The following is a 26,956-nucleotide window of genomic DNA, read 5'->3' on the forward strand; positions in this document are numbered from 1 at the left end:
GCTAGGGCCTATAAAATATAGGAGTAGTGAGATCTGTAACGATCTCTATAATGCCATCGTCATAGTTTACCCTTCCTGCCTTGCCATGAGGATGTACTCATCATTATCAGTGGCATTTTGGAAGAAGGTGCAGAGGCCATCATGAATTTGCCAGAGTGGGGCGCTGATGAGTTCCTGCTGGGTCCATTCTTTATGGGGACGGACTGCGTCTGCGTTGAGAGATTCTAGCTGGGCCTTTCCTTGGAGGACTTCCACTGGCAGAGAGGTGAGCGAGTCGTTGATTGCGTCAATCTGCGACGGGAAGAGCACGCGGATGGGGCCGTGGTCGTTGTGAATGCTGGTCGCTCTGCCGGCTTTGGAAAGCTGGGCTAGTGGTGAATGATCTTCAGAGCTTTGTTGGACAATGTGTTCGAGAAGGTCGATTTGATCTTCGATCGAGTAAACTTGTCCTTGGCCATTCCAGCGGCCTTCTAAAGTTTGAAACAGAACTTCCGGATTGGCTGCTGCAGCATTGCCAGCAAGTTGTTGAACGAGCTGTCCGTCAAACCCCAGGTCGTTGACGAGACTGAGTACGAGTTCTTCATCATCGATGAGTGCGTCTAAGTCATCGGTTGCAACGCGAGTGAAGGTGGTGATCATGAATGGGAAAGGATTAAGAATGTAGAGTGGAGAAGCAAGTACCAATCGTGCTTGCTAGTCGCTAAAACTATGGTCATTTTGATCTAGCAATGATTTCACGTAGAAAGCAGCAATACCCTGTAGGCAATTCCTTGCACCAATATCTTTACCACTTTGGGCGTCATTCCAATATCCCTCAGGTTTATGATGATCTTTTACGTTTTGTTGGCGCGATGCCATACGAAGATCCCACTGGTCATGAGACGCTTTGGCTCACTGTGATGTATCCTCCAGAGGAACAAAAGAAGCTGAGTGAAGATCTTATAAGCATTTACACTGCTTTGAAAATTGGTAGTGACACTCCTCTGCACGAGCACCTCACGGTTGACCGCATCGACTTCGGAGAGTTTGGTAATTCACGTCCTTTTAGGATCAAAATTACGAACCAGTTCAACGATAACTCAGACTACTTTTACGTGAAAATTGCTGATTCTTCAAGGATTTTTGGCCTAGAACTGGAGCACATCCTCTCGCCCAATAGGATAAACTATTTGGTGAATGGGAATACGCTGATTGAGGATCACATCGCTGGAGTTCCCGGAGATGCTTTCCTCCGCGATTACCTCGATAATCCGGAACTTAACAAGGTGCGTATCGCGAAGGAATTTACCAAGTTCAACGAACGGTGTTTCATTCGTCTGTTAGGTGATATGCGCTCGGTCAACTATGTTGTGGATATCACTCCTGATTTCGAGGAAGTGCAGTACAGGGTGAGGCCGATTGATTTCGATCAGCAGTCCTACGAGGGACAAGGGCGTATCTACCTTTCCTATAATTTCCGATCTAACCGTAAGATTACGAAATTGAGTTTTGATTCGCTCAACCGGCAAACGATCAGCCAGTACGCGGAGGAAGAGCGCTCGCAGATGGCTCGCCGTGCGGCTTCTGAGCGCCGCCGGCTCTCGGCCATTTTGAAGATCATGAAGCGTTCTGAGATTTGCCCAGATGTACATGTTGATACACTAGGGCGGGAGTTAGACATCATGCATAAAATAGACAAATTTAAACATATAACGACGATGGGGGAGATGACTGCAGAGCACATCTGTCACGTGTTGAATATGCCCGACCTCAAATACTAAACTTTAAAACGATGATTATTATACTCAATAAGCCATACGGCGTACTTAGTCAGTTCAACCAAAACCCCGATTACCCAGATCAAAAGACTCTCGCAGATCTTGACCTGCCGCCTCAGACGATGCCGGTGGGTCGACTGGATATGGATTCAGAGGGACTTCTCCTTCTTTCCGATGAAAAGGGTTTTGAGGAAAGCTTCATTCACCCGAAGCATGGACACAGACGAACCTATCTCGTGCAGGTCGATGGAACCCCGAAGCATTCGGTGATCGAAATGCTTAGATCTGGAGGGATTGAAATCCGTGGTCATCGTACTAAAAAATGCCGAGCTAGCCTACTCAAAGAGGTTCCTAATGTATTAGATCGAGTGCCGCCAGTAGGCGCGGCTCAGGCCGAGCGTTCGGCATGGTTGAGCATGGAGCTTACTGAAGGAAAAAATCGGCAAGTGAGGCGAATGACAGCAAAAGTGGGTTTCCCAACTTTACGCTTGATTAGGCAGAAAATTGGTAATTTCGAGGCAGCAGATCTTAAGCTAGGTGAGTGGCGAGTGATTAGTGAATCCGAGCGAGCTCAATTGTTTGAGTCCTAATCGGTAGGCTGGGCCAAGGCGTGTCGCGATTGAGCTTAATTGTATTTGTCGAGCCTTGGTGCTTGCTACTGTGTCTAGATACGTGTTAGACCATTAGCTCTACTTTCGGAAAATACATCTATGGTAAAACCAATAATACTCGGAACTGTCGGCGTTGGAATGGCATTTCTTGTGAACTACGTCTACGAGTCTTCGTCTGACGATGACATTTTCTTCCGTCTATCCGTCACTGTTCTCGCGGGGCTCTATGCAGGCTTGTTGTTCCTTATTTTTGTGCTCCCAGCTATCTCTGATGGGATAGCTCGGTTGATGTTTAGTGATCCGGGTGGAGTGGCTGAGAACGATGATCCTATGCGTGAGGCTAGGGCCTTACAAGCTCAAGGCGACTATGTGGGCGCAGTCGAGTCCTTGCGTCAGGTGGTGACTGAGGATTCCCACAACCGCTTGGCGTGGGCTGAAATGGCTAAAATTCAGATAGTTCAGTTAGATGACGCCGAAGGGGCATTGGCTATGTTAGTGGAGGCCTTAGATGGACGGGAATGGGAAGTGGATGATGCGGCCTTTTTCATGTTTCGTATTTCTGAGGTGCAATTGGAGAATATGGACAACCGGGATGCCGCAGTGCAGATTCTTCAACAAGTGTGTACAACTTTCCCAGAGACGCGTCATTCTGCCAACGCCACTCATCAATTGAGAGAGCTGGGAGTGCTCTAGGATGAAGGGCCCTCGTTGGCTTGAAAACCAGTTAGCCAGATGTCCACTGGCCGCTCCCGCCATAGCAGTCATCGCTGCAGTGCTTTATGCTGACCAACCTTCATGGTGGTCGGCATTCTTATTTTTAGGAGCCGTGTCTCTGGGGCTGTGGAGCCGCAGAGGAATTTTTCTACTGTGTATTTTGTTAGGATGTGTCGCTGGATTTCACCATTCAATTCAGCTGAGTAAACAGGAGGCAATGGCCCAAGAGTATGGTAGCTGGTGGAGTGGGGATGTGTGGTTGGCTTCAGAAGTGAAACGAGGGAAAGCCCTAGGCCTGTCAGTTGGAGAGCCCAGGGTGAAATTACAGATCTGGTTGCCAGAGTATGAGGCCGATTGGAAAATGGGACAGCGCTTGAGATTGAGCGGTCGTCTTGTCGAGCCTGCCATTCCGCTGAACCCTCACGTCTTTGATGAAAGCCAATGGCTTCACCGGAAAGGGGTGGCTGGAGTGCTGATCACGCGTGAATGTGAAGTATTAGGCGAAACTTCTTCACGTTTCATGGTGCAAAGATCAGCTCATTCGGTACGCGAATGGCTGAGCCAAAGACTGACACTGGGACTGGATCCAGAGGGTGATGAAGCCAAGATTATCCGAGCTATGACTTTGGGTGAACGCCCAGAAAAGAGTGCAGAATTACTTGCGGATTTTCGCCATAGTGGGGCGATTCATGTGTTTGCTGTAAGTGGTCTCCATGTGATGATGGTCGGCAGCATGGTTGCGGTTTTACTCAAAGCTTTTGGCTGTGGTAGACGAGTGTGGGTGCCTTGCGTGATTGCTGGGATGTTTTTCTATGCTTTGGTTACCGGAATGCGACCACCTGCCATGCGTGCTGCAGTGATGGGCGCTGTATTGTTGAGTGCCTGGCTGGTGCAGCGGAGAATTGTATTGGCTAACAGCGTGGCTGCTGGGGCTATCGTGGCATTGCTTTGGGATGGACACATGCTTTTCCAGCCGGGATTCCAGTTATCCTTCGGAGTGTTGGTGGCGATCGCATTGCTTGGGGGAGTCGTGACGAAATGCTTCCATTGGTTTAGCTACGTAGATCCCTTTTTACCTCGCAGTCTGTACTCGCGCTGGCAGGAGTGGAGCTTGCGAATGAGAAGAAAGGTTCAGGGCGCCTTGGTGGTGGCGAGTTGTGCGTGGTGCGGTTCCTCTCCTTTGACGTGGATGTATTTCCGCTTGCTGGCTCCCATTTCCATATTTGTAAGTCTGCCATTGGTCTTACTGCTCTACTTAATCCTGATCAGCTCGGGAGCCTCATTAGTGCTGGGAACTATATGGTTGCCGCTAGGAGTGGGAGTGAACCAGTGGAATGGCCAGTTAGCTCACAGCTCGAAGTCTATTGTTAGCCGCGCGGCTGTTATCCCAGGTGGGCATGTGGTTGCCCGACCATGGCAAAAGGGAGAGCGAGTCGTGATCTATGCTCTTCCAGATGGGGCCGCAGCTGTTTATTTCGGGATTGGTGGAGGGGTGATGTTAGATGTGGGAAGCGCTAGAGAGTTTCGGCGCGAGGTTTTTCCTAGTTTGAGTAAAAATGGAGCCAGAATGGATAGCCTGATTTTAAGCCATGCCGATAGCCAACATTGTGGTGGTGTGGAACAATTCTTAGAGCTTATCCAGCTGAAGCAATGCGTCATTCCTGAGCGCAGCGCAATGAGTATGAGTTTCAAAAATGCCGTTGGACTTCTTGAGGTAGCAGACGTGAGCGTGCATGTAATCCAGACTGGGGATCGCTTGCCCTTGGGGGATGAAAGTTGGATAGAAGTGGTTTATGCTGCAGAACGCTCAGAGGGGCTAGCTGATGATCGCTGTTTGGTTTTACGTCTCCATTGGCGAGGCTCGCGCATTTTATTCACTGCTGATTCTGGCTATAAATTCGAGCACTGGGTGTTAGAGAATAATACGGACGTGGCTGCTGATATTCTGATGCTGGGTAAGCACGAGAGAGATGAGCAGCTGGGCAGAGATTTCTTGCAGAAAGTGGGGGCGAAAATAGTAGTGAGTAGCGACGGTCGAGCTGCGTTTGATGGAGCAGCCAATTATACACTACTCCAGCAAGGTGCTTTGATTTTAGAGTGGTCAAATGGTCAGATGCGTTTATTTTCTCAACTCCAAGGTGAGTTGAGGTCAATAGATTGATAGACTACGATCAACCGACAGATTTTGCATTGGACATTGCGTGATGAAATGCGAGTTTCACCGCCGTAACCCAACCCACTAGTCGTTATTTTTACAAAGAATTTTAGTCTACTCCTAGCCTTACGCTACCTCAACCCGCTGCGGACACACGTATCCGTGATCACATTGATCTCATTGGTTGGAGTGGCACTAGGGGTGATGGTTTTGTTGGTCGTGATGTCAGTGATGTCTGGCTTTGAGAATATGGTGAAAGAGCGAGTATTAGGAGAGGCTCCACATATCACTGTGATGCGGAGTCAGCGATGGGATATGCCCAATCAGGATGGTGATGTTGTTTCAGCGGAAGAACAATGGCGCACTTTAGAGGCTAAGATTGAGCAATTACCCAGTGTGGTGAGCGCTTACCCGTTGGTGCGTGATTTTGTGATCGTAGACATTTATGGGAGTGTGATTCCAGTGATCATGCGGGGGCTCGACACTGAAGATCCTGAGACCATGGCGGATCTTAAAAAATTAGAGGAAGATGGGGATGTCTCTATCGGAATGGAATTTGTTGCTGACCGAGACTCTCTAGGTGGAACCAGTGAAGTGGCGGTTATTTCTTCTATTTTCGCAGAAGAACACGGAATTTCAGTCGGTGATGTTTTGGAGGTGATTTCAAATCGAAATATCAAACAGCTCAAACCCCTGCTGGAGAGAAAGGGAACGCCTTCGGTTTACGATCAGGACCCAGAGCTTTTCACTGAGATTCGTGAGTGGCTAAAGCCTCGCTGGACTACCGTGGATGGAAAAGAGAAAGTTCTCTACCAAGACGTGATCGAATTTCGAGATTTCCTCACACAATTAGGAAACAAGAATCTCCGACAAGGCGAACGAGATATTTTTGAAGGAATCAATGAAATGACGAAGTCTGAGGATTTTGATGATGACTATAATTATTACCCAACGGGTCGGTTAGTGGAGCTAAATGGAGCTTTTGATGAACTGAAGACGATTGATATTGATAGTCTCGACCAGGAAGAAGAGCTGCAGCTGAATGAGCTGGCTTTGCCTAAAGAAATCAGAGTCGCAGGGGTTTACAGGACCGATCGATTTGCACCTGGCCCACCCTTACTCGTGCCGCTGCATCTCGCGCAAGAACTCGCTGGGGTAGGAACCACAGGAGGAGTAAATGGCGTAGCCCTTCGCCTAAAAGATCCTTATCTAGCAGCTTCTGTGCTGGAAGAAGAGTTAGAAGGTGTGGTTCCAGATGGATGGGTTCCTGTCACTTGGATGGAGGAATATAAGCAACAATTTGGGATGATAAGCATGCAGAGTTTTATGATGACTTTAGCTTTGTCCTTCATCACTTTGATTGCAGTTTTTTCTATTGGAGCGGTGATGTTCACTGTGACACTGCAGAAAAAGCGTGAGATTGGTGTAATGAAGGCTCTAGGAGCAACTCCATTTCAAGTGACAAATGTTTTTGCCCTTCAAGGAGTCATCGTGGGGCTCGTGGGTTCGGTCACGGGAGTGGGCATGAGTCTATTGGTTCTGACTAATTTATCGGTACTCCAAGATATTATGAGGAAATTCGGTTTTGATCCCTTCTCTAAAGCGTTTTACGGTGGAGATCTACCGTACGAGATCCATTCGAATGAGATGATTTATGTGAGCATTGGCGCCTTTGTGCTGTGCTCGCTCGCGGCCTATGCTCCCGCCTGGATGGCTTCTCGTGCAGATGCTGCCCGCTCACTTAGAAGTTTCTAACTGAAATATGAAATGAAAGTTTGGTTGTTAATAAATGAGGAGAAATCAGGACCTTTCGAGACCTTTGATATCCGTGATCGTATCGACTCTGGTGAGCTCACTCAAGAGACGCTGTGCTGGTACCAAGGGGCTGCATCTTGGGGCCCACTGGGAGATGTAGCTCAGTTTGAGACCATGTTTGACCTCGCAGAAGAGGTTTCAGAGTTAATCACTCCTCCGCCGATTCCGGAGTCAGTAAAAAATCAAACTGAGAAGATAAAGAAAGCGATAGCCGAGGAGCTAAGTAAGGCGCCGCCACTCTACGCGGCCCGTCGTTTTTTTGCTAGAATGCATGATTTCCTGCTCTACATGGTTCTTATATTTGCCGTGTTTCAAGAGAAAGTTATTGAAATGGCGCAAGGCGATTCTGTGTTGCCGCTGCTTGCTTTAGGTTTTGCCTATGTTTTATTAGATGCCATCATGATTCATCTGTGGAAGGCTTCACCTGGAAAGTTTTTGCTAGGGCTGCGAACGACCGATGCCCTTGGCCATGCTATTCCTTTAAAGTTTTCCGTGCTGCGCTCACTGCGAGTGTGGATACTAGGCCTAGGTATGGGGATTGTCGAAATTTGGCCAATCTCCCTGGGTATATCGTGGTTCTTGTCGCGGAGATTCGGGTACTTCCTGTGGGATACTCCTAAGCGCTACCGAGTGGTGGTACGACCATTTTCAGGAATTCATGTGCTAGCCTACGTGGCGAGTATTTTCGCTATGTCATTCTTACTCAATGTGAGTCTACCTGAAGAAATGATAGACGAGATGAAGAAGGATAATTGGGCGCAAGATTTTCTAGATAATTTGAAATAAGCGATCCTATACTTGCAGTTACTCTGGATACTTCTTACATCTAAATTCAGCTATGCGCGATATTGTTTACTTCGACCTCGAGACCCAAAAGAGCTTTTCTGCCGTAGGCGGTGCCAAAAATAAAGCAAAGATGGGGGTTTCAGTGGCCGTGACGTATTCGACTAAGTCCGAGCAATACTGCGTCTACGGTGAAGATCAAATGGATGCTCTCGTAGATCAATTGGTCCGTGCTGATCTGGTCGTTGGCTGGAATCATATCCAGTTCGACTATCCCGTCCTCCAAGGCTACACAATTTATGATCTAGCGGCGCAGACGGTGAACCTCGACATGATGCAATATCTGGAAGCTGAAGATAAGTTAGGCTTCAGGTTGAAGTTAGACTCAGCAGCTAAAGTGAGCCTAGGAATGGGCAAGACAGCAGACGGTTTAGACGCCCTCAAGTGGTGGAATGCCTACAAGAAGACTGGCGACGAATCCTACATGATGAAGATTGCCGAGTACTGTTGCTTTGACGTCAAAGTTACCAAGTGCGTTCACGAATACGGAATCGAGCACGGCGCAGTGCGCTACGAAGATAAGGGGGGGAACCCTGCAGAGGTTGCCGTCGACTGGAAGTAAGCCGCTGAAATCTTTCCTTCCTCACGGGGGAAAAATATCTAATCTTTGTAATGGCGGAATCTGCTAGAATTTCATCTAGTGTTTTCGTCGTGAAAGAACTCTTCGAACTCTCATTAAATCCCTGGGTATTACCATTTACAATACTGTTAGCTTTATGCTGCCTCTATTGGTTGTTGGCCTTGTTGGGCACTGTGGACATGGACTTCATTGAATTTGATTTCGACTCAGATACGGATTTTGATGGAGATGTTGGAAATTCAGGCGGTCTACTTACAAGCTTCCTGAAACTGGTAAATGCTACCGATGTGCCATTCATGTTGGTGTTAAGTGTCGTGTCGTTGTGTAAGTGGCTCATCAACATCGCAGCCATACTGTACTGGAACTCTGATGGGCTCGTATGGCTGGGGTTGGCAACATGGGTCATCGGCTTTTTTGTGAGCTGCCTTATAGCAGCAGTTCTCACAAAGCCGCTGGTGCCAGTGTTTAAGGCATTTCGTGCAGGAGAAGATGATGAAGAACCCATCCTAGGGCAATCCGCTACCGTTGTAACATCCCATCTAACTGAAAAATTTGGGCAAGTGCGTGTGTTACGCGAAAAAGGGGCAACGGCATTGGTCAATAGTAGATTGGCCAGTGGCCAGCCCGTACTCAAAAAAGGTGACATCGTCACGATTATCAGCAGAGACGAGAAAGATGGCGTCTACATTTGCACACAAATTTAAAACAAAAATAAGAACATACTATAATGATAGATACACTGACAAATATAGGGACAATGCATTACTTGGCATTCGATTTCAGCACTCTACTTGGTGGGGGAGCCATATTCATAGTAGTCCTCGCCGTAGTCGTTTTATGGGTGTTTGCTAACTGTTTCCGTAAAATAGAAAAAGGCACAGCATTGATTCGTACAGGAATTGGAGAGACTAAAGTAACCTTCACAGGGATGATGGTTTTTCCCGTTGTCCACCGCGCGGAACACATGGATATCTCATTGAAGCGCATTGAGATCGACCGGACAGGGAAGAATGGATTGATCTGTAAGGACAACATGCGTGCAGACATCAAGGTTGCGTTCTTCGTTCGTGTGAACAACGTGAAGGAGGAGGTCATCCGTGTGGCTGAGGCCATCGGCTGTGACCGAGCTTCTTCTGAAACTGAAATTCGTGTGCTTTTTGATGCGAAGTTTTCCGAAGCACTCAAGACTGTGGGTAAACAGTTTGATTTCATTCAGCTCTACGAAGAGCGTGACACATTCCGTGAAGAAATTCTTAAATGCATCGGTACTGATCTCAACGGGTTCGTGCTCGATGATGCTGCGATCGATTACCTAGAGCAAACTCCGATTGAGTCGCTCGACCCTGATAACATTCTTGATGCTGAAGGTATTAAGAAAATTACTGAGCTTACAGCAAATCAAGCAAAGCTCTCTAACAATATCCAACGCGATAAAGAAAAAGTCATTAAGCAGCAGGACGTGGAAGCGAGAGAAGCTATCCTCGAGCTTGAACGTCAACTCGCTGAGACTGAAGCTAAACAGCAACGCGAAGTGCAAGTTGCACAATTCCGTGAGCAAGCAGCATCAGATCAGGTGCGTGAAGAAGAGAATCAGAAAGCCGAGCGTGCTCGCATTTCTTCAGAAGAAGAAATTCAAGTCGCTGAAGAGAACAAGCAACGTCAGGTGCTCGTAGCATTGCGCAATAAAGAGCGTACTGATGCTGTCGAAATTGAGCGTGTCATACGTGAACGTGACCTCGAGATTATCGAGCGCGAGCGTGTCACTGAACTCAAATCGATCGAGAAAGAGAAGTTTGTAGAGATCGAGAAGAAGAACATCCAAGAGGTCATCAAAGACCGCGTGGCTCTAGAGAAGACAGTGGTTATCGAGCAAGAGAAGATCAAGGATACAGAAGCCTTTGCTGGAGCAGACCGTCACAAGCAAGTGACTGTTACTAACGCTGAAGCAGATGCAGCGGATCGACTCATCCGTGAAGTGAAGGAAGCGGAAGCTCGTAAAGAGGCTGCCATTCTCAAGGCCGACGAAGAAGCCTATGAAGTTCAGAAGTCTGCTGAAGCTAGCAAGCTAGCGAGTGAGATGAAAGCTGAAGAGCGCATTATCACAGCTGAAGCGGCACTCACAGCATCTGAGAAAGAGGCAAGTGCTAAGAAGATGCTCGCTGAGGCTGTGACCAAGGAAACTTCTGCTGAAGGCCTCGGCCAGGTAGAGGTGAAGCTTGCAGATGCAGAAGCTCTCAAGCAGCAAGGTGCGGCACAGGCTGAAGTAGACGCTCTCAGCTTCGCCGCAGAAGCGAAGGGTATCGAGCAGAAAGCTGCTGCGATGAAGCTCTTTGAAGAAGCTGGTCAGGACCACGAAGAGTTCAAGCTCGAGCTTGATAAGCAGAAGATCATCGAACTTGCCGAGATCGATGTCCAACGCCAGGTAGCAGAGCAGCAAGCTGTGGTTATCGGTGAAGCTCTCAAGCAGGCTAAGATCGACATCGTCGGTGGTGATTCAGCATTCTTTGACCAGATCACCAGTGCGGTGACGAAGGGCAAAGTCGCTGACCGCATCGTCAATAACTCTAAGGTTATTACAGACGTGAAGGAGACATTCTTCAATGGTGACCCAGAATACTTCAAGAGTCAGATCAGTAGCTGGATTGAGCAATTCGGTATCGAAACTGAAGACGTCAAGAACCTAACCGTCAGTGCATTGTTAGGGAAGATGATCCCACAAGCCGACGGTGAAACCCGCGGAAAGCTAGTCGGGCTCCTAGGAGCAGCAGAACGCTTCGGCCTCACCAACTCACCAGCCTCAAAATTCCTCTAAGTAGAGGAAATAGGAGAACCACAGACTACACGGAAAACACAGAAAGCCTGCTAAATGGAATTTTTATATAAAGATGAAAGTTACGCAGTCCTAAGTGCAGTTTTCGAAGTGTATAAAGACAAGGGCTGTGGTTTTCTTGAGGCTGTATATCAAGAGTGTTTGGAGATCGAGCTGAGGGATCAAAAAATCCCTGCGGTTTCCAAACCTAAACTTGAATTAGAGTATAAAGGGCACCGCCTTCGCAAAATGTATGAGCCGGATCTGATCTGCTACGGCAAAATTATATTGGAGCTAAAGGCATGTAAATCGATTGACTCCGCCCACATCGCCCAACTTCACAATTATCTTAAAGCTACGGGTATGAGAGTGGGTTACGTGATTAACTTTGGGAGTTATCCCAAAGCGTCTTTCCAAAGAGTAATCGTATAAATTTCAAAAGCTTTCCGTGGATTCTGTGTGGTCTGTGGTTAAAAAAAAGATGTCAGAAGATAATAAACAGTTAGAAGGTGGAGCTTACGAAGTGATTCGGGCTCGCTTGGAGAAGCAGTCGGTCGAACTTCGTTCACGCTTGGATGCGTTGAACGTGGAGCGGAAGGAAATCTTTGGTGCCGTCGAGTCGTCCCTTGTGTCGACCGAGCGTGTCACCACTGAGCACAACTGCGTGCCGCGAGATCTCATAGCGATCGGTAAAAATCGCTTCCTATTCGGATACAATATCCAATTTGGACTGAAGCAGACTACAGATCTCGCAGATGTCTTTGCTGTCTATCAATACGACCCATCTGATCATAGTTTTACTAAACTATCTATCGATGAGGTAATCGACGATAGCGAGTTTGCGACTGATTTCGCCTACCTTTACAAGTACTACAAGCAAACGATCTTTGCGAAGTTCATGCACATCGGACCGAATGTGTATATCGCATTACGCGTCGGCAAGGACATCACAGACGTAAAGACCTTCAAGTTTGTCATCAATGGTGACGGCTCGCTGAAGTATATGGGCAACCGTTTTGATTACGAATACGTTTTCCCTGATCAACATGGCTTTAGCTGGGTGCGGGTAAATCGCGACATGCACCGCGGTGGTGAGCATCCGCATATTTCTATCGAAGATAAAGTTTTCGTGGAAACTGTGGGAGGTGACCTAACAGTTAAAATCGAAGATAATACAGCGGATGGCAAAGGTATCTATGCGGAGGAGGTAGTCGACCAGGACCAAACCCTCGATGACGCGGAGATTTCCTATGCGATTGTTGGGCCGCTTATCATTCTTAAAATTCTTCCTTACCGTGAGAAGAACTACCGTTACCTCGTTTTCAATGAGAAGAACCAATCGGTTGACAGGATCGATGCGATTGGTGAGTCCTGTGTGTTGCTGCCAGAAGACCATGGCATCATCTTTGCCAATGGTTACTACCTGCTCAGTGGCGAACTCAAGACATTCGATCATGGACTTGAGCATATGCGTTTCGAGCGCAAGATTTCCTCAGCCAATGGTGAGGACACACTCTTTGCGTTCTACAATCGTACCAGCGGTGACTACGCCTTACTCAACTACAACTTAATCGAGCAAACCGTAGAAACTCCAGTGGTCTGTAATGGCTACTCGGTCTTCGACAATGGTGAGCTGATCTATTTTAAGACCGAGGACGAGGCGCAGAAGCACCACACCCTCCAAGTCTGGCAAACTCCCATTCTCTCTGCAGATGCCGTCGCATCGCAAGAGTTGGATAAAGGAAGTTATCTCTATAAAATTGGTAATGCCGAGCTGGTTTCCGCAATGGCGGAGAGTAAAGAACTTCTGACGCTGTTAGATAAAGAAGATAACTATGCCGGTCTCTATATCGACCTAGTGAAGCAAGCGACAGTCTTGCTGGATAGTTATTTCTGGATCTCTAATGAGGCGACCAAGAATCTCGCCGAACCACTTGAAGGAATCCAACAAGCGGCGAATAGTGCGATTGAAGAATTTGAGAAAGTTCAACGTCTGAGGAAGAATTCGGCGGAACGAATCAAGGATGTCGCTGCGCGCTGCGAGCGTCTATTACGCGATGCCGAGCACAGTCCACCAGACGACATTGTCGGTTTTGTGAAGCAACTTGCTGGCCTACGCACCATCCGTGGTGAAGTCATTGGGCTGCGCGAAATGCGCTACATGGATCTCGCTCGGGTAGAGGAACTAGAGCAGGGGATTATTGCAGCCACTGAGATTGTCTCAGGAAAGACGGTGAGCTTCCTACTTCTCCCCGAGGCGCTCGATCCCTACAGAGCGCGTGTTGGTGAGCAACGCAAAATTCTAGCATCCCTCACAAAGGTGACTGAGGCCGATGACCTAGGTGAAGAAATTTCTGATGCGGGCAAAGAGCTAGAGATGTTGATCGATGTGGTGTCCAACCTCAAGATCGAGGATTCCACTCAGACCACTGCTATCATCGAAAGTATCTCGGCTATCTATTCCACGCTCAATGGAGTCAAAGCTGAGCTTAAAAATAAGCGTAAAGAGCTCTCGCGCTCCGAGGGTGTTGCCCAGTTTGGGGCGCAGATGAATCTTCTTAGCCAGGCAGTGGTCAACTACCTTGACCTTTGCGATACCGCTGAAAAGACCGACGGTTACCTCACCAAGGTGATGGTGCAGATCGAAGAGCTTGAAGGACGTTTCGCCGAGTTCGATGAATATGTAGAGGAACTCACGACCAAACGTGAAGAAGTCTACAATGCTTTTGATGGACGCAAGCAACAGCTGCTAGAAGTTAAGAGTAAACGCGCTAACAGGTTGATAAAGTCGGCTGAGCGCATCCTCAGCGGAATTTCGAACAGAGCTTCTGGGTTTAAAGAAATCAACGAGATCAATGGCTACTTCGCTGGCGATCTGATGATCGAGAAGGTTCGTGATATCATCGACGAGCTCATCGATCTCGGAGATAGTGTTAAAGGCGATGACATTCAGACTCGTCTTAAGACAGTCCGTGAAGATGCAGTCCGAGCTCTCAAGGATCGCAATGAACTCTACGTCGATGGTAAAGATGTCATCCAGTTCGGTAAAAATAAATTCAACGTAAACACTCAGGAACTAGAGCTGACGGTGTTGCCACAGGATGGGGTGATGAATTTCCACCTCAGTGGTACGGATTTCTTTGAGGAAATTTGCGATCCAGAATTTCTCGCGACAAAAGATGTCTGGAACCAAGAAGTCATTTCTGAAAACAAAGCAGTCTACCGAGCTGAATACTTAGTGAAGCAACTTCTCGATTCAGATCGAGGGCGAGAGCTGGCTAAGCAACCAGAGAGCTGGGTCGCCGACTTGTTACTGCAAACCGTGCAAGAATTCATGCAGCCTCGCTATGCGGAGAGCTATACCAAAGGTGTGCATGATAACGATGCAGCTAGGCTGTTAGCTGCTATTTTACCGATCCACACCGGGATTGGTCTGCTGCGCTTCGATGCGCGCGATCGAGCACTAGCGATGCTTTTCTGGATTGCTTGGGAAGGTGAGAACAAGGAATTGCTCGCGGGTAAAATCCGGGCTCACGCCAAGCGCAGAGAAATATTTGGGATCAATCAGGATGAACAACACGCCTTGGTCAACGAACTCGTCGGCCAGTTAAATACTTGGTCTGGGGTGACTCTAGTTGCTGAGGCTAGAGCTGAAGACGCAGCTGCTTACCTGTTTGAAGAACTTTCAAATGGTGAGGCCTTTGTTGTCTCTCCCGAAGCTGCGGAGCTAGTGAAGAAATTCAAGCACAGCCTCACCGTTAAGCACGCAGAGAAGTCCTATGAGGAAACTTTACTAGCTGATGCTGTGGCTAATTACCAAATCAACCAGGACTGGTTAGCTGGCTTCCTGTCGAATAGTCAGGAGCAGGATGACGCAGGAACTGTCGTTGCTAAATCAGTAGTAGCAGAGGCTGCAGCTCATCTCACTCGGGGAGGCTTTGACCAGCGCGATGTGAAAAACGTGCGCGTCTCAGCTGAGGTTTCTGGAATGATTGGTGACCACAAGGTCATTTCTAACGGAGCCTACCAGCTGGATTACAATCAATTCTCCGAGCGCTTATCATTGTTCGAGCGAGAGGTCGCCCCCACCTTTGCTTCGTATCAAAAACTCAAGCAAGAGCTAGTGGAGGAAAAGCGTCAGACGATGCGTCTCGATGAGTTCAAGCCGAAGGTGATGAGCTCGTTTGTTCGCAACAAACTTCTCAATAACGTATTCCTTCCATTGGTCGGAGACAATCTGGCCAAGCAAATAGGAACAGCCGGCAAGGACACCCGTACCGACCGCATGGGCTTGCTCTTGCTTATCTCACCTCCAGGTTATGGTAAAACAACCCTGATGGAGTACGTGGCGAACAGACTGGGGCTGACCTTCATGAAGATCAATGGTCCAGCATTGGGCCACAATGTGGTCTCGCTCGATCCATCTGAAGCTCCTAACGCCACCGCTGCAGAAGAAGTGAAGAAGCTCAACTTGGCTTTGGAGATGGGAGACAATGTCATGATTTACCTCGATGACATCCAGCACACACATTCTGAGTTTTTGCAAAAATTCATCTCACTCTGTGATGGTCAACGTAAGATCGAAGGAGTCTACAAGGGCGTTGCTAGAACCTACGACCTTCGTGGTAAGAAAGTCGCTGTCGTGATGGCGGGTAACCCATACACCGAGACTGGTGGTAAGTTCCAGATCCCTGACATGTTAGCGAACCGTGCCGACACCTATAACCTAGGTGACATCATCGGCGGTCATGCCGAAGACTTCAAAGGTTCCTACATCGAGAACTCGCTCACTTCTAACACCATCTTGAGTAAGCTCTCTAGTAGAAGCCAGAAGGACGTCTACGCCGTCATGCAGATTGCCCGTACTGACAGCCAAGAAGGTGTCGACTTCGAGGGCAACTACACACCAGAGGAGATCGGTGAGATGGTGCGCGTGACCAAGCACCTCTATAGGGTACGAGATTCTATTCTCCGTGTGAATCTCGAGTACATACGCTCGGCTGCGCAGGAAGACGCCTATCGTACTGAGCCAGCATTCAAGCTCCAAGGGTCCTACCGAAACATGAACCGCATCGCCGAAAAGGTATTGCCGCTGATGACTGAGAAGGAGGTCGAGGGGCTAGTGGTCGATCACTACGAGAACGAATCTCAGACACTCACTAAGGGAGCAGAATCTAACATCCTAAAGTTCCGTGAAATGGAGAATCTCCTCACTGAGGAGGAGACCGAAAGATGGGATGATATAAAGAAAGGCTTTTCTAAGAACCTCTTGTTAGGAGCTGCTGGTGGTGACAACGATCCGGTCGCCAGAATCGTAGCTCAGCTCACTCAGTTCAACGATGGACTCGACTCTATCAAGGACGGCATTGTCCAAGCCTCGACCCACTACGCCGAGCCACAAAGCCTTGGAGAAACTACGATTAGCCATCTAGAAAAAATCATCGCCGGCCTCCGTGCTGTGCCAGTCGAGGTCGACATCAAAATCGTCCCCGTCGAAGACGTCGATGGAGATGGCCAAAACGATGGTAAGATCTCGGGCATCGAAAAGAGCAAGAAATCTCCAATAGATATCCAGCCTGAAGTCCGGCAAGGCGAGTGATCTACGTCAGCATGCTGATGAACTGCACCATACCAGCTAGACGTGCGATTCTTTATCGAGTCATTTTTGCACGTTACAGGGTGGGATTAGACATTTACGGGGTGACGCGGTCACCACTCAAATCAATACTCGGGCGATATCTCCATGTAGTCAGATTTATACTCGTCCCTCACACTACACGACAAAAATTTAAGTACTGGATTCTACAATCAATGTGATCGCTCAGTGTGATCGCTCAGTGTGACAAAACCTTGGAGTGCTGAGGCTTGACGCAGCTCTGGTGAGGCTGTGGCTTGACACATGGGTAGGAGGTTTTCGGCTTTCCGTGTTCAGTGTTCCGACCGATAGGGTGAAGCCTGTTGCTGATTGTGTGGTCTGAGAGTTAGGGGAGTGGTTATATTCTGGGTGGTCCTGCCACCGCGCGCGTCAAGCCGCCCCAGCCACAGAGCTGTGTCAAGCCCCAGCACTCCAAGGGAGAAAGTGTTATTGACTCTGGTATGATGAACTTTGATGCATCAGATACCCATTTTGATAATTTTGAGAAATTCTGGTAATTCTGTATGAAAAATTGTCGTGTAGTGTGAGCGTCGACACGAAATCCCCCATTAAGTTTTACGATGGGCAGCAGCCCGCCCCAGTTACCCGTACGTTCGTTTGTTAGGGCTAAATAACTTACCGACGAAATCCGTATTCTAATACAAAGAACTGCGGATTTAACTCAGCCAATGGACTACGAAGTTTCGCAAGTTCTTCTTCGGGGCCATGAACTTCTAGTCTGGTAAGTTCAGAAATATTTAATGCTTCTCCTAATAAGGAACCAACATTCTCTAGATGAGATAATACTCCTTCTGCATCCTGATATCCCTCACGGCAATGCGCCAAATCCCCAGAAAAGCTGAACCCATAAAATAAGCACTTAGATTCTTCATTAGTAGCCTCAACAAACATTTCACAAAGTTCTTTGAATTCACCTAATTTACCTTCTGTTACTTTAAAGTAGGGCACTAGGGTGCAGCATTTGTCTGTTGTAGCCATGAAATATTCCTTTGGCTTGATGATTTTAATAAATGCCTAACGTTTTAGCGCAGCAATTAGCTACCGTTAGTCTAACTTGCTAGGCCTGAAATTTAGCTAATATAATGAAACTGTAAAACTAAAAATCGACGTGATAGTCGTCCCGTTTTTCTACGTTCTCGTCAGCAAAGGCGTGAAGCCCATAAAAAATTAGCATCAATAACTGATCTTTACCCGAGTCCCAATATCGACCATATTGAAAAGTGTCGGCACGAACTCTTTCGGCATTCGGATACAGCCGTGTGAAGCGGGCTCTCCAGGCTGCGGGATATATCCGATGTGCATCCCAATCCCCCAATCGGTCAGGCGCATCCAGTAGGGCATCGGTGCTGGCATATAACGCTCACCCGGACCCACAGAGTCGCCGGGTGACGCATCGCTATTCACGATATCGCCAAACTCGTTCTCTATCCAGCCATAGCGATTCGAATACTTATCCACTATCTTCTCGGAGATGTGATAGGTGCCCGCTGGCGTCCCACGGCCCTCGATTCCTGTAGCCACGTAGGCCCAGCCAATCTCTCGATTGCCCCGCATCACCTTGACGTTTTGATCTCCGAGATTGATCGAGAGAGAAATAGCACCCGGTCCTTGGCCGTCGTACCATTGGGACATGACACGCGTGGCCTTCGCCGGAATCTTCTGAGTGCTTGGCACACATGAAACAAGTCCCACAGAGATTACAGCACTGGTTAGAGCCAAAGATTTAGGCAAATGCAAATTAATCAGGATGACAGAGATTTCCCACACAAATCCCACCCTAATACAAATTCCCGTTTCTATCAACCTAAGTTATCGATGTGCTGAAAACACGGGTGGAACTGATCGGAGTCAGAGCCATTCTGGACAGGGACACTCTCCATGGAATGGTTCGCCGGAAGTAGGATGCTCGAAATACAGCTCACTAGCGTGTAAGAGCAAACGGTCTGACAGCTGTTCACTATGCTCGTTTTTATATAGATCACAGCCAAGAATGGGGTGGCCCATTTCCAGGCTGTGAATGCGTAATTGGTGTGTGCGCCCGGTATGAGGAGTAAATTGCACCAAGCTCCGACGCGGTTGATCTAGACGCTGTAAAACTGTGTATTCACTGATGGCCGATTTGCCTGTGGTGGGGCAAATTTTCACCCGAGGGAAAAGGTTTTTATCTTTCGCTATGGCCGCGGTAACCTGGCCCTGGTCGTCGGCAACCCAGCCGTCTAGCAAGGCTACATAAAGCTTTTGAATCTTGCGTGCTTGAAACTGTTTATTGAGATGTTGCGCCGAATCTGGATGCAGCCCCACCACCATAATGCCCGATGTTCCCAAATCTAATCGATGCGGTAATTTTGCCTGTGGGAATGCAGGGCTCAGCCCCTCTTGGCCGTGAACTAATCGGTAGTGGACGGAATCCCAGTTGAGAGGGTTTTTACCCGACAAGCTGAGTAGACCACTGGGTTTGTTGATCAACAAGATGTCGTCATCTTGATACAGAATCTTCACAAAACCGTCACACGTAGGCGCGACAAAGTTATCGACGATGGTGTGAGTCGGAGAGCTGGCACAAGACGTTGAAGATCCCTCTCTACTTATAGGCATAAGGTAAAGTACACCAACCGCCGACTTCTTTGCATGTATTTTTTTGGGTTGTAGGTTTTAGTAACCGTGTCAGCTCGACTCTTCTGGGCTTGGCATTTGTTGGAGAGTTCTTTAGTACTTTTCCATGGGTAAAATTTATTTGGTCCTTTTTGTTATGGCGGTGTTAGGCTGTGCCTTTCTGGTGATTCGAAACTTGGAGAAGAAACGGCAGCAGCGCCGGGCTGATTTACACAAAATGCGCTTGAACCCTGAGCAGAGAGAGGAGCTGGGAAACGATTTTGTGCTCTACACTCGGCTACCCGAGAACTTACGTGACGATCTCGAAGGCTTGATGCACGTGTTCATCGAGGAAAAAATATTTGAGCCCTGTGGTGGGTTGGAGGAGGTGACTCCACACATGCAGCGGGTGATTGCCGCTCAGGCTTGTATCCTGCTGCTGCGTTCGCCCCACCATTACTATTCCAAGCTCAGAAGCATTTTACTCTACCCAGAAGCCTACCGAGCTCCAGGTCAGCACGGTGCTGAGGATGTGCGTCTTGGCGAAAGCTGGGGCACTGGCTCTGTGGTGCTGTCATGGGGCAGTGTGGTCGCTGGTGGCAGAAATGCCGACGACGGACACGATGTGACAATTCACGAATTCTCGCATCAGTTAGATCAGGCTGACGGCGCTGGTGATGGCGTGCCAATCCTTAAATCGAATGGCGCCTACCACGCCTGGGCTGCCGCCTTCAAGCCAGCCTTTGACCTCTTCCAAAAGCGCGTGGAATCGGGCAAAAGGACTGTGCTCGATGACTACGGTGCAGAAAATCCAGCCGAGTTCTTTGCGGTGGCGACTGAGACATTTTACGAAAAGCCTGAGCAACTGAAAAAAAGATACCCAGAACTCTACGCACAGTTAGTCAGCTACTATGGCGTCGACCCAGAGACCTGGACTTAACGCACGGGCTAATGCCGGGAGCGCCAAGCCCCAGCTTGGCAGCAACTAGCATTTGGCTCCAGTGGGACACTGAGTCAGGTTTTTTTTGACAGAGTTTACAAAATTTACAGAATTTGTGGGGACTCGCTGGTGCAAAGAGGCTGGAAGCACTTTTCTACGTAGCGTGAGCCGTCTCGGCTCGACTAGCTGTATGATAAAGTCACCAGACTTTGTAACTAGACTTTCGACCTTCAGACCTTCGACACTTTCTAGTGTCAAACGTCCCAAAGTCGAAAGTCCGGACACAACGCGTGGTCGCGATAGCAGAGGGAATCTAACAACCGTGCAGGTTGATGCCGTCGCTGTGCTGCATCGGGACTGTCTTGCCGGTCTTTTTCTGGATGACGCGGAAGTGGGGGAGTTCGTCCATGGTGATGAGGGTGATGGCATCGCCGGGGGAACCTGCGCGGCCGGTTCTGCCGATGCGGTGGATGTAGTCTTTTGGTGAGCGTGGGAGCTCGTAGTTGATGACGCAGGGGAGAGCCTCGATGTCGATACCACGCGCTATTAGGTCAGTGGCTACGAGGACTCGGAAGCTGGCTTCTTTGAATTGGCGGAGGACTTCGCGGCGTGCTCCTTGACTCAATTGTGAATGAATAGGGGCAGCGTCGATCTTATTTTTCCTGAGCTTGTTGACGATGGAGTCGACAGATTTAGCTGAGGATGCAAAGACGAGGATCTGTTGGCGTTTCTTCTGTCTAATGAGGTAGCGGAGCAAGGGCCCCTTGCGTTCCTCTTTGACGAAATAGCCGAGCTCGTTGATGATGTCCTCTACTTCTTCCGGATCAGGTTCGATTTTTACGATGACGGGGTCGCTCAGAAGCACTTGCTGGATGGCAGTGAGATCTGGACTGAGGGTTGCTGAGAAGAGTAGATTTTGTCGTGTGGCGGGGAGCAAGGATAAGATCTTGTCGACTTCTTCTTTGAAACCGAGGTTGAGCATTTTATCTGCCTCATCGAGCACGAGGGTGGAGATGGAACTGAGCTTGATCGCATTTTTATCTATCAGATCGATCAAGCGTCCAGGGGTGGCAACGAGGATGTCGATCTTGCCTAGCGATTGCATCTGGGTATTGATCGAGCTGCCACCATAGATAGCAAGCGAGCTGATGCGCTGAGGGAGTTCCGCAGAAAAATCGCGGATGACGCCGAGCACCTGATCGGCGAGCTCGCGTGTAGGCACTAGAATGAGTGCTGCTGGCTCGCGATGCTTGGCGCTGCTTTGCTTGAGAAGGTTCTGCAGAATGGGTAGCACGAAGCTGGCCGTCTTTCCTGAGCCAGTTTTCGCAATTCCCATGACATCCTTTCTGTCAAGAATAGCTGGGATGGCTGCTTGCTGGATGGGAGTTGGGGTGTCGTGGCCTTGGGATTCAAGGGCCGAAAGAAAGATGTCGCTAAGACCTGTGGATGAAAAAGACATGAGAACTACTGGAATGTAATATTGAGGGGGGGAAGTTGCTGAGTTGTGATGAAAAACCGCTATAATAGCAAGGCCTATGCGAAGCGTGGTATAGGGGTATGAGTTCTTACTCGTGTTTTTCAGCCTGTTAGTGTAAAGCTGACTTCAATGTGTGCGTTTGTGATAAGTGAAGACGATGTCAAATCTATTGTTAGACTCTTAGGTGAGACGGCTGCTGTGGAGGGTGATCACACGGAAAAAAGCGCTTTTTGATAGATGGGCTGTGCACTTTGATTGAAGTGGATGCTTGGGTGTGGGCATTGGGGTGCCAGATAAAGCCTGGAGGTGTGCAAACTTATGTGGGGTTCATGCATGGAGGCCTTGATCCGGATCGGTTTTCAAAATTATTACTAGCCTTGGAGCATCCAGGGTCGGGGGAGTTTGCGGAGAAATTTTACGAAAAGGTGAATTCCTCGAAGCAGCACGTAACCATGCTTCGTGATGAGATTGATGTTCTCAACAAGGCTGAGCAGATCGAAGCTGGCCAGTATTGGAGAGACGCTGACATTGGCTCGCTGATTTTAAGCTCAAAGCCATTGGATCAAGATTCTATGAGCTCCATTGGGCTTTACCGTCGAGTTAACGATACACCATTTAGTAATCGAGATAAAAAGATCGCTCACATTATTCTAAGTGAGGTGCCTTGGCTTCATATGCTGGGGTGGCCTGAGAATAGAGGAGTGAAGGTGCCAAAGCTTTACCCACGGCAACGCATTGTTTTAAATTTATTGTTAGATGGAATGGTTCGGAAACAAATAGCGGATCAAATGTCGATCACAGAGAATACGGTCTCAGGGTACACCAAAGATATTTACCGTCATTTCGAGGTGAATTCCCATGTCGAGTTGATGAGCAAATTCCTCCACGGTAATCTCGGTGATCGGGACTAAAAAAGGCGACCGGGCAGGTCGCCTTTAGAAAATTGATTGAGAAGTGAGCTTAGATCATGCCGAGCTTCATCTTACCTTCCTCAGTGATCATGTCTTGGTTCCAGACTGGATCCCAAACGAGGTCGACTTGCGCGTCTTCGATACCGTCGAGTGACATGACGCGAGCTTGGGCGTCAGCCGCGATGACTGGTCCCATGCCGCAACCTGGAGCGGTGAGTGTCATTTTAACATTCACTTCAGTCTTGCCGTTGTCTTTCTCAGTAAGCACACAATCATAAACGAGACCGAGGTTGACGATGTCGACTGGGATTTCTGGATCGTAGACTTCTTTGAGCTGTCCCCAGACTTGGTCTTCGAGAGGTGCGTCCTTGAGGGCGTTGGCGTATTCCTTTTTCTCTTGGATTTCAGCTTCATCGATACCGAGGGCATCTGAGTCCATTGCTGAAATACGAGCGAGTCCAGCTTGGGTCGCTACAGTGTAGCTGCCACCAAGTGTTTGAGTGACAACTACTGGAGTGCCTATTGGCAGTGTAACGGCGTCACCGCTAGGGATCTGGACTGCTTCGACTTCGCGTTCGAGAATGATCTCTTGGTTCATAGGCTGACTGTTGGGTGGGAAGGTGGAAGTTTCAAGTGAAAATCCGATATTTGGTGAGAGTTTTTACCGCGAAAAATACGAAAATTTCGAAATGGCTGGTAAGGTGAAACAGTTATTACCACGAATGGCTCGAATTTTCACGAATTGAAAGGCCTGGACGTTTCTCGGAAACGTCCGGCGAGCTGGACTGCCCCACGCCCTAAAAACTCCGACTGTCTGAAAAAGCTGCCAGCGTATAAATCTGGCCTCTAAAATCTTAGTTTTTCGATACTTATCCCCGATTTTTATTGGGTATTTCGAGGTTGATCAAATTGGTGTGGTTGAGGGGCCATGGGAGTTTTGAGAGGGCTGAGAAATTTCAGGCGTGACTTGCTGGAGCGAATACGCGATGGAAGGACTACAGATGAGTTCATTTACCCCTTTTAGAGAAAAGATGGAGCAGGCTGGTGTCAGTGAGGCTGCTATCCTTAGTTTTGAGCGTAATTACGCAATCTTGTGTGAAGGTAATTCTACCGATATTTCGGAAGAGAGCATTGATCCTGTGATAAAACTTCCTGAACTCGATGAGTTTTCCAATGATGGCGAAGAGTTCGATCCTGCATTGTTGGCTCAAACTGTAGTCATCAAGCTTAATGGTGGACTAGGGACTAGTATGGGGCTGCAAAAGGCTAAAAGCCTCCTTGAAGTGAAGGATGGTTCCACTTTCCTCGATGTTATCGTTGATCAAGTCTCCTACCTCCGCGACAGCACTGGAGCTCAGGTGAAGTTTCTTTTGATGAACAGCTTTAGTACTTCGGAAGATACGCTGGAGCACCTCGCTCAGTATGCTGACCGTGGCTTAGCCGCGAAAGAAGAGGTAGAGCTTCACCAAAATCAAATTCCTAAGATTGACGCGGACTCGATGGGACCTGTGGAGTTTTCCGAGAACCCAAGCCTAGAATGGTGTCCGCCTGGCCATGGTGACCTCTATCCTGCAATAGCAGGTTCTGGCTGGTTAGATAAACTTTTAGCCGACGGTGTGAAGTACGCTTTCGTTTCTAACTCAGATAATTTAGGAGCAGTGCTCCACCCGGGAATTCTTCGTTACTTCGCAGAAAGCACTAAGCCATTTTTGATGGAAGCCACGCGCCGAACTGAGGTCGATAAAAAGGGCGGGCATCTAGCAATTCGTAAAGCTGACCAACAGCTACTATTACGAGAGGTGGCACAAACTGCGGATTCTGATTTAATTGAATTTCAAAACATTGAGAAGCACCAGTACTTCAACACTAACAGCCTATGGGTAAATCTCGAAGCTCTGAAGTCCGAGCTGGATGCTCAAGGAGGAGTTTTGCCTCTTCCGGTGATTATCAACAAGAAAACGGTCGATCCTCGTAATAAGAAGTCTAAGTCTGTTTACCAGTTAGAGACAGCGATGGGAGCTGCGATCGAGTGCTTCAAGAGGGCTGATGCGATTTGTGTGCCTCGTTCTCGCTTTGCCCCAGTTAAGACGACTGCAGATTTATTCACGCTTCGTTCTGATGCCTATGAAACTACCGAAGATGGTCGTATAGTCCTAGTTAAAGAGCGCGACGGTAAGCCGCCAGTGGTGAGCCTGAGCGATGAATATAAGTTGGTCGATAGCCTCGAAGGACTAGGTATTCCATCTTTAAAAGGGGCTACAAAGTTGAGCCTTAGTGGACCCGTGCGCTTTGCTGATATGGTAGAAATCCGCGGTACAGTTAGCATTAGCAATGAGAAACCCGGAACGTCTTGGATTGCTAATGGACTTTATCGAGACGAGGATGTTGTCCTCTAATTAAAATTATTAATCCATTTCATACATGTAAAAGGGCTGGCTCAATCTAGAGCTAGCCCTTTTTTCTTATGAGCTGTCCGCGTGTTTTTTTTGTTAGAATATGTGAGATTGTGAATAAATTGTTACTCTATCAGGTTTTCTGCGCTTGCTTTCATTAAAAAATAACTGCAAAAATCTAAGCAATGGAACAGTTAGACTCTCTCAATATCCCCAAGTCAGGCTACAAGGCCGTAATTTTCGACCTCGATGGCACATTAGTAGATTCTATGTCTGCGCATTTCCAAGCGTGGTGTGAAGCTCTCGCAGTCAATGGAGCACCCAAGGATGTCTTCCCTGAAGATGTATTTTACTCAATGGGCGGTCGTCCCACCAAAGATATCGTGGCAGTGATCAATGGTGAGTTTAACCTCGATCTAGATCCTGATGCGGTGTCCTACTCTAAGCGTAAATCATTCCTTAATCAGCTCGACCTCGTCGAAGTGAATGAAGATGTGGTAAGCTTCGCGAAATCACTCCGAGGTAAGATGCCCTTAGGTATTGCCTCAGGTGGAAGCCGTAAGGTGGTAGAGGCAACGCTCAAGGCTGTTGGTCTCTGTGAGTTGTTTGACGAAGTGGTGACTTCTGATGAAGTAGCGTGTGGTAAGCCCGCTCCTGATGTATTTCTGAACTGCGCTGAGCGTTTAAATGTGGCGGCAGAAGATTGTCTAGTGTTAGAGGATGCCGCACCTGGCATCATGGCGGCTCAGCTTGCTGGTATGCAGGTTGTCACTGTGCCAGCAGCAATGCACATTGTGAAGTAAGCTTAGCTTGCTCGATATATTCTGAAAATGCTCGAAGCTGTTATAGCTTCGGGCATTTTTATTTATGAGAAACCGAGAGGAAAGATGATGTTGAGAACCATTGTTAGGAAGAAATTGAAGATAAGGATAGCGAGTGAGGAAAGTACCATCGCATTGGTAGTGCCTCGGCCTACACCGACAGCTCCATTGCTAGCCTTGAGTCCTTGGTGGCAAGAGATGAGGACGATGAGCATGCCAAAGACAAAGCCCTTGATGATGGCGATGCTAATATCAGAAAGATCCGTGTGCTGGCTCATGTGATTGAGCCAATAGGCTGAGGAGACGTGGAAGATTTGGGTGCCGACGACCCATGCAGAGATGATTCCAAAAAAAGCGGACTCAGCAATCAAGAGGGGGACGGAGATCGCCATCGCACAAAAGCGAGGGGTCACTAGGTAGTCGACAGGGTGGACATCCATCGAGCGTAACGCATCGATTTGCTCGGTTACTTTCATCGTGCCAATCTCCGCAGACATCGCGGCTCCGACCCGGCCAGCGAGCATGAGGCCAGTGATGGTGGGGCCCAGCTCACGGAGCATTCCGACACTAACGAGAGCGCCGCCCATCGTTTCCATATTCATCTGAGATAGCTGGAACAAGGCCTGCGCAGCTAGGACTGAACCGGTAAAGGCTCCAGTGACGATAACGACGGGCTGCGAGCGATAGCCAATCTCGGCGATTTGCTTTACAAATTGATGATAGCAAAACTTCCCTTTAAACAATGAGATAGCCACCTCGCGGGTTAGTTTGCTGAGCTCGCCCAAGTAATTGAAAAAGCTGAGTACGGGGGTTCCTATGATGCGAAGAGCGAGCACAGATTTTTTTTAGAGGAAAAAGGTGAGAGGAGAAAGGAAAAAGAGG

At 48.3% G+C, this 26,956-nt stretch carries 22 protein-coding genes; 15 read left to right on the top strand and 7 right to left on the bottom strand.

Going from position 1 to position 26,956, the window contains the following annotated elements; all coding sequences use genetic code 11:
• Positions 1-66: 66 nt before the first annotated feature.
• Positions 67-639, bottom strand: coding sequence for a DUF1877 family protein (locus BSZ32_RS08850; protein ID WP_129589671.1), 573 nt, complete (start codon positions 637-639; stop codon positions 67-69).
• 89 nt (positions 640-728) lie between these two features.
• Between BSZ32_RS08850 and BSZ32_RS08855 the strand changes: the two genes are divergently transcribed.
• The 11 genes from BSZ32_RS08855 to BSZ32_RS08905 all read left to right on the top strand — a co-directional run bounded on the left by BSZ32_RS08855 (position 729) and on the right by BSZ32_RS08905 (position 16,883).
• Positions 729-1,760: a hypothetical protein gene (locus tag BSZ32_RS08855; RefSeq protein ID WP_105043099.1), complete on the top strand. Its 1,032-nt coding sequence runs from the start codon at positions 729-731 to the stop codon at positions 1,758-1,760.
• An 11-nt stretch (positions 1,761-1,771) separates the two neighbouring features.
• On the top strand, positions 1,772-2,347 hold the full coding sequence (locus BSZ32_RS08860; RefSeq protein WP_105043100.1) for a pseudouridine synthase: 576 nt from the start codon (positions 1,772-1,774) through the stop codon (positions 2,345-2,347).
• Between the two features lie 120 nt (positions 2,348-2,467).
• Positions 2,468-3,061 (top strand): tetratricopeptide repeat protein, encoded by a 594-nt coding sequence (locus tag BSZ32_RS08865; RefSeq protein ID WP_105043101.1) that lies wholly within the window; start codon positions 2,468-2,470, stop codon positions 3,059-3,061.
• Position 3,062: 1 nt separating this feature from the next.
• A complete protein-coding gene (locus tag BSZ32_RS08870) occupies positions 3,063-5,243 on the top strand; it encodes a ComEC/Rec2 family competence protein (protein WP_105043102.1) in 2,181 nt (726 codons plus the stop codon).
• Positions 5,244-5,399: 156 nt separating this feature from the next.
• The gene (locus BSZ32_RS08875; RefSeq protein ID WP_105043103.1) at positions 5,400-6,992 is read left to right on the top strand and encodes an ABC transporter permease; all 1,593 of its coding nucleotides are present in this window, start codon (positions 5,400-5,402) and stop codon (positions 6,990-6,992) included.
• 12 nt (positions 6,993-7,004) lie between these two features.
• Positions 7,005-7,838, top strand: a complete 834-nt coding sequence (locus BSZ32_RS08880) for an RDD family protein (protein WP_105043104.1) — start codon at positions 7,005-7,007, stop codon at positions 7,836-7,838.
• Between the two features lie 52 nt (positions 7,839-7,890).
• On the top strand, positions 7,891-8,457 hold the full coding sequence (locus BSZ32_RS08885) for a ribonuclease H-like domain-containing protein (RefSeq protein WP_105043105.1): 567 nt from the start codon (positions 7,891-7,893) through the stop codon (positions 8,455-8,457).
• 197 nt (positions 8,458-8,654) lie between these two features.
• Positions 8,655-9,179, top strand: a complete 525-nt coding sequence (locus BSZ32_RS08890; protein ID WP_338066237.1) for a hypothetical protein — start codon at positions 8,655-8,657, stop codon at positions 9,177-9,179.
• A 23-nt stretch (positions 9,180-9,202) separates the two neighbouring features.
• On the top strand, positions 9,203-11,287 hold the full coding sequence (locus BSZ32_RS08895; RefSeq protein WP_206018786.1) for a flotillin family protein: 2,085 nt from the start codon (positions 9,203-9,205) through the stop codon (positions 11,285-11,287).
• 54 nt (positions 11,288-11,341) lie between these two features.
• On the top strand, positions 11,342-11,716 hold the full coding sequence (locus BSZ32_RS08900; RefSeq protein WP_105043108.1) for a GxxExxY protein: 375 nt from the start codon (positions 11,342-11,344) through the stop codon (positions 11,714-11,716).
• 49 nt (positions 11,717-11,765) lie between these two features.
• Positions 11,766-16,883, top strand: a complete 5,118-nt coding sequence (locus BSZ32_RS08905) for a DNA repair ATPase (RefSeq protein ID WP_105043109.1) — start codon at positions 11,766-11,768, stop codon at positions 16,881-16,883.
• A gap of 672 nt (positions 16,884-17,555) precedes the next feature.
• Here BSZ32_RS08905 and BSZ32_RS08910 read toward each other — a convergent pair.
• From BSZ32_RS08910 to BSZ32_RS08920, 3 genes are all read right to left on the bottom strand, one after another.
• Positions 17,556-17,918 (bottom strand): putative quinol monooxygenase, encoded by a 363-nt coding sequence (locus BSZ32_RS08910; protein WP_105043110.1) that lies wholly within the window; start codon positions 17,916-17,918, stop codon positions 17,556-17,558.
• A 195-nt stretch (positions 17,919-18,113) separates the two neighbouring features.
• Complete coding sequence (locus BSZ32_RS08915; RefSeq protein WP_105044809.1) at positions 18,114-18,572, bottom strand: L,D-transpeptidase family protein; 459 nt, start codon at positions 18,570-18,572, stop codon at positions 18,114-18,116.
• Positions 18,573-18,788: 216 nt separating this feature from the next.
• Complete coding sequence (locus tag BSZ32_RS08920; protein WP_105043111.1) at positions 18,789-19,535, bottom strand: RluA family pseudouridine synthase; 747 nt, start codon at positions 19,533-19,535, stop codon at positions 18,789-18,791.
• 124 nt (positions 19,536-19,659) lie between these two features.
• Between BSZ32_RS08920 and BSZ32_RS08925 the strand changes: the two genes are divergently transcribed.
• Positions 19,660-20,472 carry a M90 family metallopeptidase gene (locus BSZ32_RS08925; protein WP_105043112.1) on the top strand — a complete coding sequence of 271 codons (813 nt, stop codon included), beginning with the start codon at positions 19,660-19,662 and terminating at the stop codon, positions 20,470-20,472.
• A 313-nt stretch (positions 20,473-20,785) separates the two neighbouring features.
• Here BSZ32_RS08925 and BSZ32_RS08930 read toward each other — a convergent pair whose 3' ends face one another.
• Entirely contained in the window at positions 20,786-21,931 is a 1,146-nt protein-coding gene (locus BSZ32_RS08930) for a DEAD/DEAH box helicase (protein WP_105043113.1), read from the bottom strand.
• A 347-nt stretch (positions 21,932-22,278) separates the two neighbouring features.
• Here BSZ32_RS08930 and BSZ32_RS08935 point away from each other — a divergent pair, with 347 nt between their 5' ends.
• Positions 22,279-22,860, top strand: coding sequence for a LuxR C-terminal-related transcriptional regulator (locus tag BSZ32_RS08935; protein ID WP_129589673.1), 582 nt, complete (start codon positions 22,279-22,281; stop codon positions 22,858-22,860).
• Positions 22,861-22,909: 49 nt separating this feature from the next.
• On the opposite strand, the gene sufT is transcribed toward BSZ32_RS08935, so the two are convergent.
• Positions 22,910-23,458 carry a putative Fe-S cluster assembly protein SufT gene (sufT, locus tag BSZ32_RS08940; protein WP_105043115.1) on the bottom strand — a complete coding sequence of 183 codons (549 nt, stop codon included), beginning with the start codon at positions 23,456-23,458 and terminating at the stop codon, positions 22,910-22,912.
• Between the two features lie 364 nt (positions 23,459-23,822).
• Here sufT and BSZ32_RS08945 point away from each other — a divergent pair, with 364 nt between their 5' ends.
• A complete protein-coding gene (locus BSZ32_RS08945) occupies positions 23,823-25,256 on the top strand; it encodes a UTP--glucose-1-phosphate uridylyltransferase (protein ID WP_240610596.1) in 1,434 nt (477 codons plus the stop codon).
• Between the two features lie 182 nt (positions 25,257-25,438).
• Positions 25,439-26,056, top strand: a complete 618-nt coding sequence (locus BSZ32_RS08950) for an HAD family hydrolase (RefSeq protein WP_105043116.1) — start codon at positions 25,439-25,441, stop codon at positions 26,054-26,056.
• A gap of 62 nt (positions 26,057-26,118) precedes the next feature.
• Here BSZ32_RS08950 and BSZ32_RS08955 read toward each other — a convergent pair whose 3' ends face one another.
• Entirely contained in the window at positions 26,119-26,910 is a 792-nt protein-coding gene (locus BSZ32_RS08955) for an MlaE family ABC transporter permease (RefSeq protein ID WP_240610597.1), read from the bottom strand.
• Positions 26,911-26,956 lie beyond the last annotated feature (46 nt).

The organism is Rubritalea profundi, from assembly GCF_002954445.1.
GTDB classification, from domain to species: Bacteria; Verrucomicrobiota; Verrucomicrobiia; order Verrucomicrobiales; family Akkermansiaceae; genus Rubritalea; species Rubritalea profundi.

Coding starts and splice junctions, on each gene's coding strand:
- BSZ32_RS08850 (WP_129589671.1), bottom strand. CDS start 639: ATGATCACCACCTTCACTCGCGTTGCAACCGATGACTTAGACGCACTC.
- BSZ32_RS08855 (WP_105043099.1), top strand. CDS start 729: ATGATTTCACGTAGAAAGCAGCAATACCCTGTAGGCAATTCCTTGCAC.
- BSZ32_RS08860 (WP_105043100.1), top strand. CDS start 1,772: ATGATTATTATACTCAATAAGCCATACGGCGTACTTAGTCAGTTCAAC.
- BSZ32_RS08865 (WP_105043101.1), top strand. CDS start 2,468: ATGGTAAAACCAATAATACTCGGAACTGTCGGCGTTGGAATGGCATTT.
- BSZ32_RS08870 (WP_105043102.1), top strand. CDS start 3,063: ATGAAGGGCCCTCGTTGGCTTGAAAACCAGTTAGCCAGATGTCCACTG.
- BSZ32_RS08880 (WP_105043104.1), top strand. CDS start 7,005: ATGAAAGTTTGGTTGTTAATAAATGAGGAGAAATCAGGACCTTTCGAG.
- BSZ32_RS08885 (WP_105043105.1), top strand. CDS start 7,891: ATGCGCGATATTGTTTACTTCGACCTCGAGACCCAAAAGAGCTTTTCT.
- BSZ32_RS08890 (WP_338066237.1), top strand. CDS start 8,655: ATGGACTTCATTGAATTTGATTTCGACTCAGATACGGATTTTGATGGA.
- BSZ32_RS08895 (WP_206018786.1), top strand. CDS start 9,203: ATGATAGATACACTGACAAATATAGGGACAATGCATTACTTGGCATTC.
- BSZ32_RS08900 (WP_105043108.1), top strand. CDS start 11,342: ATGGAATTTTTATATAAAGATGAAAGTTACGCAGTCCTAAGTGCAGTT.
- BSZ32_RS08905 (WP_105043109.1), top strand. CDS start 11,766: ATGTCAGAAGATAATAAACAGTTAGAAGGTGGAGCTTACGAAGTGATT.
- BSZ32_RS08910 (WP_105043110.1), bottom strand. CDS start 17,918: ATGGCTACAACAGACAAATGCTGCACCCTAGTGCCCTACTTTAAAGTA.
- BSZ32_RS08915 (WP_105044809.1), bottom strand. CDS start 18,572: ATGTCCCAATGGTACGACGGCCAAGGACCGGGTGCTATTTCTCTCTCG.
- BSZ32_RS08920 (WP_105043111.1), bottom strand. CDS start 19,535: ATGCCTATAAGTAGAGAGGGATCTTCAACGTCTTGTGCCAGCTCTCCG.
- BSZ32_RS08925 (WP_105043112.1), top strand. CDS start 19,660: ATGGGTAAAATTTATTTGGTCCTTTTTGTTATGGCGGTGTTAGGCTGT.
- BSZ32_RS08930 (WP_105043113.1), bottom strand. CDS start 21,931: ATGTCTTTTTCATCCACAGGTCTTAGCGACATCTTTCTTTCGGCCCTT.
- BSZ32_RS08935 (WP_129589673.1), top strand. CDS start 22,279: ATGCATGGAGGCCTTGATCCGGATCGGTTTTCAAAATTATTACTAGCC.
- sufT (WP_105043115.1), bottom strand. CDS start 23,458: ATGAACCAAGAGATCATTCTCGAACGCGAAGTCGAAGCAGTCCAGATC.
- BSZ32_RS08950 (WP_105043116.1), top strand. CDS start 25,439: ATGGAACAGTTAGACTCTCTCAATATCCCCAAGTCAGGCTACAAGGCC.